Source organism: Marinobacter sp. SBS5, from assembly GCF_048285575.1.
Lineage (GTDB): Bacteria > Pseudomonadota > Gammaproteobacteria > Pseudomonadales > Oleiphilaceae > Marinobacter.
The window spans coordinates 1194094-1204391 of record NZ_JBLWAZ010000001.1; the positions used below are offsets into that span (position 1 = coordinate 1194094).

A 10298-nucleotide genomic window follows, 5' to 3' on the forward strand; every position below is an offset into this window, starting at 1 on the left:
GCATGTTACGCATGCCGGATAGTTGTAATATCGGGCGCTAGTCTAGCGTTTAGCTGGCGCATGCGGGAAGGGGCTACATGGGAAAAGATTCAAAACAGGATGATCCGGAGTATAAAGCCCGTTCGGTAGCGCTGCGCTTATTGGCGCGCCGGGAACACAGTCGGCAGGAGCTTTCGTTGAAATTGCGTCAGAGACAGCTCCATCAACCTGTGATCGACTTGGTGCTTGATGATTACGAAGAGGAAGGCTGGCTGGATGATCATCGTTTCGCGGATGTTTACAGTCGTCAACGGATAGATGCAGGCTACGGTCCGGTGCGCATTATGGCGGAGCTGCAACAAAGAGGTGTTCATTTTCGCCCGGACTGTCTTGCGGACAGGACTGATGCGGATTGGTCTCGGGCCGCGGCAGAGTTGCGGGAAAAGCGGTTCGGACTTCATTCTTTAAGTGATGATTTGTCCGAGAAGCTTCGACAGGCGAGGTTCCTGGCCCGTCGCGGTTTTTCGTCAGCACAGGTGGAAAAAGCGCTAAAGATCGACAACTCCGAACAGCTTTGGGCGGGCGACGATTTCTAAAGCGTTGGCGGTATCACGCTGAGTTCTGGTGGTAGGGCGGCCCTGAGATCTTCCCCTTTGTTGGGGAGTGGTTGTTCAGATGCGCCGGCTTCCGCTACGTTGTGGGGGGTGTCCAGCGTTGGCGGTTGCTCCGACGGTGCGGGTGCCTTTTTATCGAGCGCGGGTATTCTTGCCAGCACGTCGTAGTAGCGTCGAATATTCTGAACGTAGGCTACTGGCTCGTGCCCTCTGGCATAGCCGAACCGGGTTTTCGAATACCATTCTTTCTTTGCCAGCAATGGCAGGAATTCTTTCACGTCCATCCAGCGGTCCGGGTTCCGGCCGGCGGATTCGGTTAGCCTTCGTGCATCCTCCAAGTGACCATACCCTACGTTATAGGAAGCCAGTGCGAACCAGGTTCGATCGGGTTCGGGAATGCGGTCGGGAATGCGCTCATGCACCATGCGGAAATAGCGAGCGCCTCCTTTTATGCTCTCCTCGGCATCCAGGCGGTTATTGATGCCGATATATTTAGCGGTGGTCCGGGTCAGCATCATCAGGCCACGCACACCGGTAGGGGAGACGGCGTTTGGCCTCCAGTGAGACTCTTGGTACCCGATGGCGGCCAGAAGCCGCCAGTCCATACCGATGTCTTTGGCATGGCTTTCAAACAGCGCTTGGTATCGTGGCAGCCGGTTCTCCAGATGGTGCATGAAGGTGCGGGCGCCCACGTAATTGAGCCTATCCAGATGCCCGTAGAACCTTTCTGCCAGTTGGGCCTTGGAACCGTCCTCGTTGGCGCGCTCCATAAACAGTCGGGCGGCATTGGCGAGAGTTTCGTCCTGTTGTGGCGGAAAAAGCCAGACGAGTTCTTGCGGGTCGTTCAGGGCGAAGGCTTCCTTCACCATCGGGAAGAAAACGTGGTTCAGGTCGAGTTCATTCGATGCAATGACGGCGTAGGGTAATTCGCCGGCGTTTACTTTTTCCAGCAATGCTTCCGCGTCTAGGCCGGGGTGGATGCGGGTGTCTGGTTTCCGGTTGCCAGCAGCGACCTCGATGACGTGCTCGTGATTACTGTCAGCTAACAAATGTAAGGTTTGGCCAGACAAGTCTTCGATCGAATCAGGTGCTGGATGGTCTCGGTGATAAACCACAATGGACTGCGCTTTGATGCCGGTCGGGACAGGGTGGAACTCGGCAGCGAAATCGGGGCGATTCACCAAACCGGCCAATCCGATATGAGCGTAGTTGCGCTTAAGAACGGAGAGAATTTCGGAGTTGTCTTTCGCCACCCGAACTCGCAGTTCAACGTCCAATTCATCGGCAAATCTGCGAGCAAGTTCGTAGTCGTACCCGGTAGCGCCACCCTCGTCTTCGTAATAGACAGAGGGCGCCGTACGGGTAATTACGTGCAATACGCCTTCGTTCTTTACTTCTTGCAGGGTGCTGGGTTGAGTGCATCCGCTGGCGGCCAAAATGGCGGCCAGAGCTAACGATAATGCAGCACGACTACCATGGAAATTTTTGATGATCTTTGACAAATCCATGCGCTCCGCAAAGCCCAATGTTCAGGAAACTGCGTGACTTAAGCCACTTGCCTGTTGTTTGATGCCTGATGCAATCCATGCACATAAGTGATGATCTCTTCTTGCGCCTCTGCGGTCAATTAGTACGGAGGCCTGATCAGCGAAACCGGTTTGATTATACACCTGCGAAAGGCATCAGCTTACCCTGTAACCTTTCGCCAGTTTCAAGTATCATTGCCGCCTTTCAGAAAGACGTCCCCCGATTCTTCGCGCGATACAGGTTGATATCATGCTTGAACTTCGCGGCGCGCCAGCGCTCTCGCCCTTTCGTTCCCGCAAATTGCATTCTCGCATTAAGGACATGGTTCCGGATGTGGAGCATGTTTATGCTGAGTTTATGCACTTTGTGGATCTAGATGACGACCTGTCCGATACCGAACAGGCGATTCTGGACCGGCTGCTTACTTATGGGCCCAGTGTTGAAGTAGAAGCGCAGGATGGAGTTTTATTCCTCGTGGTTCCACGCCCCGGCACTCTGTCTCCTTGGTCCAGTAAAGCGACCGATATCGCCCGTAATTGCGGTCTGCGGCAGATCCGCAGAATTGAGCGCGGTATTGCTTACTATATCCAGTCCAGCAAAAAGCTTGGGTTGGAGCAGCGGGAAAAAATCGCTGCACTTCTGCATGATCGCATGACACAGAAAGTGTTCCACGAAATGGGCGGAGCCGAGCTGCTGTTCAGCAATGAAGAGCCAAGGCGGTTAGGCCGTGTTCCAATTGTCTCCGGTGGCCGCGCAGCATTGGTTGAAGCTAATGCCCGTTTGGGGCTGGCTCTGGCTGACGATGAAATTGATTATCTGGTCGAGTCTTTCATCAAGCTCGAGCGTGATCCGACCGACGTTGAGCTAATGATGTTCGCACAGGCGAACTCAGAGCATTGCCGTCATAAAATCTTTAATGCCTCTTGGGATATCGATGGTGAAGCGCAGGAAAAGTCCCTGTTCGCGATGATCAAAAACACCTACGAGATGAACAGCGAAGGCGTACTGTCTGCTTATAAAGACAACGCTTCTGTGATTGTTGGCAGCGAGGCGGGTCGTTTCTACCCGGCGCCGGGTACGGGTGTGTATAGCTACAACCGTGAGCCCGTGCATATTCTGATGAAGGTGGAAACTCACAACCACCCAACGGCGATAGCTCCCTTTGCGGGCGCTGCGACCGGTTCTGGCGGTGAGATTCGTGATGAAGGCGCTACCGGCCGTGGTTCTAAACCAAAGGCTGGCCTCTCTGGCTTTACCGTATCTAACCTGAATATCCCGGGCGACGAACAGCCATGGGAACTTGGTTACGGGAAGCCCAGCCGTATTGCTTCGCCACTGGATATCATGATCGAAGGTCCAATTGGTGGCGCTGCCTTCAATAACGAGTTTGGTCGTCCGAACCTGGCCGGTTACTTCCGTACCTTCGAGGAAAAAGTCCCCGGAGCAGCGGGCGAAGAAGTGCGCGGCTACCACAAGCCGATCATGATCGCCGGTGGTATGGGCAACATCCGTGAAGAGGATGTGGAAAAGGGCAATATCCCCGTTGGCGCGAAGCTGATTGTGTTGGGCGGTCCGTCCATGCTGATCGGACTGGGTGGCGGCGCCGCCTCTTCCATGGACTCCGGTTCGAGTAATGAAAACCTCGATTTCGCCTCGGTTCAGCGTGACAACCCTGAAATGGAGCGCCGCTGTCAGGAAGTGATCGATCGTTGCTGGCAGTTGGGCGAACAGAACCCTATTTGCTTTATCCACGACGTGGGCGCTGGCGGCTTGTCTAACGCCATGCCAGAGCTGGTCAAAGACGGTGGTCGCGGCGGTAAATTTGAGTTGCGGGACATCCCCAGTGACGAGCCCGGCATGTCGCCGTTGGAAATCTGGAGTAACGAATCTCAGGAACGATACGTTCTTGCGGTAGCTCCGGAAGACCTTGAGCGTTTTGATGCTCTGTGTCGTCGTGAGCGATGCCCGTACGCAGTCATTGGTGAAGCGACTGAAGAGCACCATCTTGAACTGGCTGATTCGTACTTCAACGACAAGCCTGTTGATCTTCCGATGGATGTCTTGTTCGGCAAGCCCCCGAGAATGCATCGGAGTGTCACCCGTGCGTCCTTCACAAAGCCGATCTTCGATTCTTCGAAAATCAACCTTCAAGACGCCATTCGCCGTGTTCTCCGGTTGCCCTCAGTGGGCTCCAAGAGCTTCCTGATCACCATTGGTGACCGTACGATCACGGGCTTGGTAGCTCGCGACCAAATGGTTGGCCCTTGGCAGGTGCCAGTGGCTGACGTGGCCGTGACCGCAGCGTCTTTTGACGTTCGCGCGGGTGAGGCGATGGCCATGGGTGAGCGCACACCGCTGGCGGTAATCGATGCACCTGCATCCGGCCGTATGGCGGTGGGTGAAGCCATTACTAACTTGGCTGCTGCGCCGATTGAAAAGCTTTCGAATATCCGGCTTTCTGCCAACTGGATGGCCGCTGCCGGGCATCCCGGTGAAGATGAAAACCTCTACGAAACCGTTCGAGCGGTGGGTATGGAGTTGTGCCCGGCATTGGGTATCACAATCCCGGTTGGCAAAGACTCTATGTCTATGAAGACCACTTGGGAAGAAGAGAACGGCGAACAGAAGAGTGTTACATCGCCTTTGTCTCTCATCGTGAGTGGCTTCGCTCCGGTAACTGACGTGGCTCGCACGCTGACCCCAGAACTTCGTACGGATGCCGGCGAAACTGATTTGATCCTGATTGATCTGGCTGCTGGTCAGAATCGTCTGGGTGGTTCTGCGTTGGCTCAGGTGTATAGCCAGGTGGGTGCAGTGGCGCCTGACCTGGATGATCCGGAAGATATCAAAGCCTTCTTCGCGGTGATTCAGGGGCTTAACTCTGATGGAAAACTGTTGGCCTACCACGACCGCTCTGACGGTGGTCTGTTCGTGACGTTGGCGGAAATGAGCTTTGCCGGCCGCACCGGTGTCAGCGTCAAGCTGGACGGTTTGGCAGAAGACAGCTCTCAGTTCGCTCGCGAGCTGTTTAACGAAGAGCTGGGTGCTGTGGTTCAGGTTCGTCGTGAAGACACAGAATTCGTGCTTCAGCAGTTCTCCGCTGCCGGCCTTGGCGATCATACCGGTGTCATCGGTACGTTGAACGAGTCCGATCGCATTGAGCTGACCTTCGCCGGTGAGAGTGTTGTTGATGAATCTCGTGCAGAGCTTCAGCGTTTGTGGGCTGAGACCAGTTATCAAATTCAATCCTTGCGCGACAACGCGGATTGCGCGAAAGAAGAATTCGATAACCTGCTGGACACCGAAGATCCTGGTCTCAACGTTGATCTGACGTTTGATATCAACGAGGACATTGCAGCGCCGTTTATCAATTCAGGTGCTCGCCCGAAAGTGGCAGTGCTGCGAGAGCAGGGCGTGAACGGCCAGATTGAAATGGCGGCCGCCTTTGATCGCGCCGGCTTTGAAGCTGTCGATGTGCACATGAGTGACCTGTTGTCAGGCCGAATTTCACTAGAGAGCTTCCAGAGTTTGGTGGCGTGTGGCGGATTCTCCTACGGCGACGTGTTGGGTGCTGGTGAAGGTTGGGCTAAGTCCATTCTGTTTAACGACCGTGTTCGTGATCAGTTTGCTGCCTTCTTCAACCGTGAAGATACCTTGGCACTGGGTGTGTGTAATGGTTGTCAGATGCTGTCCAACCTGCACGAGCTTATTCCCGGTAGTGAAGGCTGGCCCCGCTTCGTACGGAACCAGTCAGAACAGTTTGAGGCGCGCTTGGTGATGGTGGAAGTGGCGCCGTCTCCTTCGGCTTTCCTTGATGGCATGGCGGGTTCGAGTATGCCGATCGCCGTGGCTCATGGCGAAGGTCGCATTGAGTTTGCTTCAGGTAACACAGCCGATGCTCTGGTTGAGAATAAACTGGCAGCACTGCGTTATGTGGACAATCGTGGTGAAGTAACCAGCCGTTATCCATACAACCCGAATGGGTCGGAAGGCGGTATTACGGGTGTTACCAATCGGGATGGCCGCGTAACCATTATGATGCCTCACCCTGAGCGTGTATTCCGTGCGGTGCAGCATTCGTGGCGGCCGGATGGCTGGCAGGAAGATGGTCCGTGGATTCGGATGTTCAGAAATGCGAGGCGTTGGCTAGGCTAATGTAAGCGGCTTAGGTTAGTGCAAAAGCCGGCCGGGTAGTGCTCTTTCTTTGAGGGGGTATTAGCCGGTCGGCTTTTTTTGTGGTGTAAGTATTTGTCTGGTCAATAAATGTACGATGTGTCTTGAGGAATTATGCTGAAATTGGCGATTAAGGGCTTGACTCAAGTTTTTTATGCACATTTGAAGGTCCGGGTTGGTGGAACTATGAACAAACAAAGGGATATGCGTTCATTTTTTGAGCTTGCTCGTTAAGTTGTTGAATTTTAATGGCTTTGTGTAACAGGTGAATTTCTCGTCAATTTGAGGTGAGGCCAGTATTCATAAGGGTTTAGAGTAGATTCCCTAATACTTTCCCCAGAGTTATCCACAGATTTTGTGGGTAAGTCGAAAAAGTCTCGATTTGAACAAAACTTGTACGATTTGAGGTGCCTGATGTTTAAGCTTTGTTACTTCGTTCCTGAGAGTCATTTGGAGATCACTAAGCAGGCGCTATTCGATGCGGGCGCAGGGAAAATAGGTGATTATGATAGGTGTGCGTGGCAGTGTAAGGGGCAGGGCCAGTTTCGCCCGTTGGAGGGCAGCGATCCTTTTTTGGGAGAGCGGGGTGAGTTGGAAGTGGTAGCAGAATTTAAGGTGGAGTTGGTCTGTGCGGAGGCGGCGATACAGGGGGCCATTAACGCGTTGAAACAGGCCCACCCGTATGAAGAGCCGGCTTACGAAGTGTTCCGGCTGGAAGCCTTGTGAGTCACGCTCTTGCTGGGCCGTGGACGGATATCGGTAATGTGTAGGCCGTAGTTACCGGACTCCATCTCCGAGAGGAAATATTCCAGGGTTTTCTTCACGGTCGGGAATGAAATCTCGTCCCAGGGGATTTCGTCTGCGGCAAAGAGTCGTGACTCCAGAGACTCTTCGCCTGCGCCGAAGCTTCCGTCAATGAGGGTCGCGCGGTAGAACATGTGCACCTGATTGATGTGCGGAACATCAATGATGGAGTACAAGCCATCAATAGTGACCTCGGCCAGAGCCTCTTCCAGAGTTTCGCGGGCAGCGGCTTCAATCGTTGTTTCAGCATTTTCCATAAATCCGGCGGGCAGAGTCCAGTAACCATAGCGGGGTTCGATCGCTCGGCGGCATAGCAGAATCTTACCGTCCCACACCGGAACGGTACCGGCGATAATCCTTGGGTTCTGATAATGAATGGTTTCACAACTCACGCACACATAGCGGTACCGGTTGTCGCCCGCCGGGATTTTTTGTTCAACCTGTTGGCCGCATGTGCTGCAATACTTCATCGTTTTCCCCGTATACTGAGAGTTCAATAGTCGCCAGTTTAACGATCGCGGCTGCTTGTGTCTCATTCAATGTTGATATGTGGTGGGAGTGCAGAGTGCAGGATCTGTTGCAGGAAAAGCTGTTAAATTATGCCCCTAGGCAATTGGCTCTGGATTATCCCGAGGCGGGGATATTGGTACCGGTTACCGATAATGCCAGCAACCCTGAGATGATTTTCACCCTGCGATCTGCAAACCTTAAGACCCATCGCGGCCAAGTGGCTTACCCCGGGGGTAAGCGTGATCCGGAGGATTCGTCACTGGCCGCGACCGCGCTGCGGGAAACCCATGAGGAAATTGGCCTGCCACCGGATCAGGTTAACGTCATTGCACCGCTGAGCCAGGTGGTGTCCCTGCATCGAATTCTTGTCACGCCTTATGTGGGTGTCGTACCGGAAGATCATCCTTTTAAGCCCAATCCCGATGAAATCGAAAGTATCTTTCGTGTACCTGTTGAGTTCTTTCTGGAAGATAAGCGCGAACGTACTGATGCGCTCGGATTTCAGAACAGTACTCTTTATGTCCCATGTTATAAATGGGAGCGTTTCCAGATTTGGGGGTTGTCTGCGGTGGTTTTAGTCGATTTCCTGAATGCTGTCTACGATGCAGGTATCGATATTCTTGAGCCGCCAAGTTGAATCAAACGGAGAAAGTGATGTTTTACAGTCTTGATGATCGCACGCCTGAGTACTGTGGGGGCGAGCAGTTTGTTGCCGGCAACGCTACGGTGATTGGCAGCGTTAAACTGATGGAGAAGTCCAGTATTTGGTTTAACGTGGTGATTCGTGGTGACAATGAGCTAATCACCATTGGCCCTGAGACCAATGTACAAGATGGATCCGTTCTGCATACTGACCCGGGAATAGCGCTCACGCTTGGTCGCGGGGTGACAGTGGGGCATAAAGCAATGCTCCATGGCTGTGAAATTGGTGACTATTCGCTTGTCGGAATTAATGCGGTTGTATTGAATGGCGCCAAAATTGGTAAGCATTGCCTCATCGGCGCGAACACATTAATACCGGAGGGGATGGAAATACCTGATGGTTCGATGGTGGTAGGCTCGCCCGGGAAAATTCGTCGGGAGCTGAACGATAGCCAGAGAAAAATGCTGGAGATGAGTGCGCTGCATTACGTTCACAATGCGAAACGCTACCTCGCGAAGTTGAAAGAGGTTGATCTGCTGCGATGAAAGTTCGGGATAAGGTACGGTCGCCTTGTGTGTCGGTGTGCGCGTTGAATGACGATGATGTCTGTATTGGTTGTCAGCGCACTGGCGATGAGATTTTGCGTTGGAGCTCGATGACCGATGAAGAGCGGCGGCAAGTGCTCAAGAGTGTTGCAGAGCGCGAAAAGAAGTTTCAAATCTAAAAGAACAGGGCGTAAACCGGAATGACTGTAACTGATGATGTCGTGCGTATTGGCACCCCTCTAACTCCGAACGCTACTCGCGTTCTTTTTTGTGGATCCGGAGAGTTGGGTAAAGAGGTTGTTATTGAGCTCCAGCGGTTTGGCGTAGAAGTGATCGCCATCGATCGATATGCGAATGCACCGGCAATGCAAGTGGCGCACCGGAGCCATGTTGTTGATATGTTGGACGGTGAGGCGTTAAGGCAAGTTGTTGAGCTGGAAAAGCCAGACTTGATCGTTCCAGAGATTGAAGCGATTGCTACGGCTGAGCTGGTGAAACTGGAGGAAGAAGGTTGTCGCGTGGTGCCAACAGCGCGAGCGGTGCACCTGACAATGAATCGGGAAGGCATTCGGCGTTTAGCTGCCGAAGAGCTGAAAGTGCCGACATCGCCGTATCGTTTTGCGGGCAATCGCGAAGAGTATTTGGCGGCGGTAAAAGAAGTCGGTATGCCCTTGGTGGTTAAGCCTGTTATGAGTTCGTCGGGTAAAGGGCAGAGTACCGTTAAAGCGGAAGGCGATATCGATGCCGCATGGGAATATGCACAAAGTGGCGGCAGGGCGGGGCGTGGCCGCGTGATTGTAGAAGGATTTGTTGATTTCGATTATGAGATCACATTGCTAACCGTTAAGCACCGTGACGGGATTTCATTTTGTGATCCCATAGGTCATTTGCAGGAAGATGGCGATTATCGGGAATCCTGGCAGCCCCACCCCATGTCAGCGAAGGCATTTGAGCGTGCCACTGAAATTGCACGGTCTGTGGTAAATGATCTCGGTGGGTATGGCATCTATGGCGTCGAGCTTTTTGTTAAGGGTGATGACGTTTGGTTTTCTGAGGTGTCACCTCGACCGCACGATACCGGTTTGGTGACGCTGATGTCCCAGGATCTGTCGGAGTTTGCTTTGCATGCAAGGGCGATACTGGGTCTGCCTATTCCCGCAATTAGGCAAAAAGGGCCAACGGCATCTGCGGTGATTCTTCCCGAAGGTGACTCAGCATTAGTGTCCTACAGCGGGCTGGGTGAAGCGCTATCCGAGCCGGATACGCAAATACGGCTGTTTGGTAAGCCCGAGCTTAAAGGAAGAAGGCGAATGGGTGTCGCGCTGGCGCACGGTTCTACTATAGAAGACGCTAGGGCAAGAGCGCTGGCTGTAGCGGGCAAGGTTAAAGTAGAGGTTTAACCGCCAGTATTGAGGCGGCAAAAGTGGGTGATTTGAAGAAATTTTAGAAAGTTTCAGATCACCCGTTGACACCCTCAAGGATGTCTGTAGAATGCGCATCTCG

The 10298-nt window shown here is 53.3% G+C and carries 9 protein-coding genes; 7 read left to right on the forward strand and 2 right to left on the reverse strand.

All coding sequences use genetic code 11. From position 1 onward, the window contains the following. Nucleotides 1-77: 77 nt before the first annotated feature. Nucleotides 78-575, forward strand: a complete 498-nt coding sequence (locus ACNQ6O_RS05575; protein ID WP_418052234.1) for a regulatory protein RecX — start codon at nucleotides 78-80, stop codon at nucleotides 573-575. Here ACNQ6O_RS05575 and mltF read toward each other — a convergent pair. After that, on the reverse strand, nucleotides 572-2101 hold the full coding sequence (gene mltF / locus ACNQ6O_RS05580) for a membrane-bound lytic murein transglycosylase MltF (RefSeq protein ID WP_418052235.1): 1530 nt from the start codon (nucleotides 2099-2101) through the stop codon (nucleotides 572-574). The two genes, ACNQ6O_RS05575 and mltF, sit on opposite strands and share 4 nt — an antisense overlap. Nucleotides 2102-2369: 268 nt before the next feature. On the opposite strand from mltF, the gene purL reads away from it, so the two are divergent. Further along, nucleotides 2370-6275 (forward strand): phosphoribosylformylglycinamidine synthase, encoded by a 3906-nt coding sequence (gene purL / locus ACNQ6O_RS05585; protein ID WP_418052236.1) that lies wholly within the window; start codon nucleotides 2370-2372, stop codon nucleotides 6273-6275. Nucleotides 6276-6707: 432 nt separating this feature from the next. Beyond that, nucleotides 6708-7019, forward strand: coding sequence for an NGG1p interacting factor NIF3 (locus tag ACNQ6O_RS05590; RefSeq protein ID WP_418052237.1), 312 nt, complete (start codon nucleotides 6708-6710; stop codon nucleotides 7017-7019). Here the strand turns inward: ACNQ6O_RS05590 and ACNQ6O_RS05595 are convergent. Continuing rightward, nucleotides 6989-7567, reverse strand: coding sequence for an NUDIX hydrolase (locus ACNQ6O_RS05595; RefSeq protein ID WP_418052238.1), 579 nt, complete (start codon nucleotides 7565-7567; stop codon nucleotides 6989-6991). The two genes, ACNQ6O_RS05590 and ACNQ6O_RS05595, sit on opposite strands and share 31 nt — an antisense overlap. 95 nt (nucleotides 7568-7662) lie before the next feature. Here ACNQ6O_RS05595 and ACNQ6O_RS05600 point away from each other — a divergent pair, with 95 nt between their 5' ends. The 4 genes from ACNQ6O_RS05600 to purT are packed head-to-tail and all read left to right on the forward strand — an operon-like array spanning nucleotide 7663 to nucleotide 10195. Beyond that, on the forward strand, nucleotides 7663-8244 hold the full coding sequence (locus ACNQ6O_RS05600) for an NUDIX hydrolase (RefSeq protein ID WP_418052239.1): 582 nt from the start codon (nucleotides 7663-7665) through the stop codon (nucleotides 8242-8244). A 17-nt stretch (nucleotides 8245-8261) separates the two neighbouring features. Further along, complete coding sequence (locus tag ACNQ6O_RS05605) at nucleotides 8262-8795, forward strand: gamma carbonic anhydrase family protein (protein WP_418052240.1); 534 nt, start codon at nucleotides 8262-8264, stop codon at nucleotides 8793-8795. Next, entirely contained in the window at nucleotides 8792-8974 is a 183-nt protein-coding gene (locus tag ACNQ6O_RS05610) for a DUF1289 domain-containing protein (protein ID WP_418052241.1), read from the forward strand. Before ACNQ6O_RS05605 ends, ACNQ6O_RS05610 begins: the two co-directional genes overlap by 4 nt. Before the next feature lie 21 nt (nucleotides 8975-8995). Beyond that, nucleotides 8996-10195, forward strand: a complete 1200-nt coding sequence (purT, locus tag ACNQ6O_RS05615) for a formate-dependent phosphoribosylglycinamide formyltransferase (protein ID WP_418052242.1) — start codon at nucleotides 8996-8998, stop codon at nucleotides 10193-10195. The last annotated feature ends 103 nt before the right edge of the window (nucleotides 10196-10298 follow it).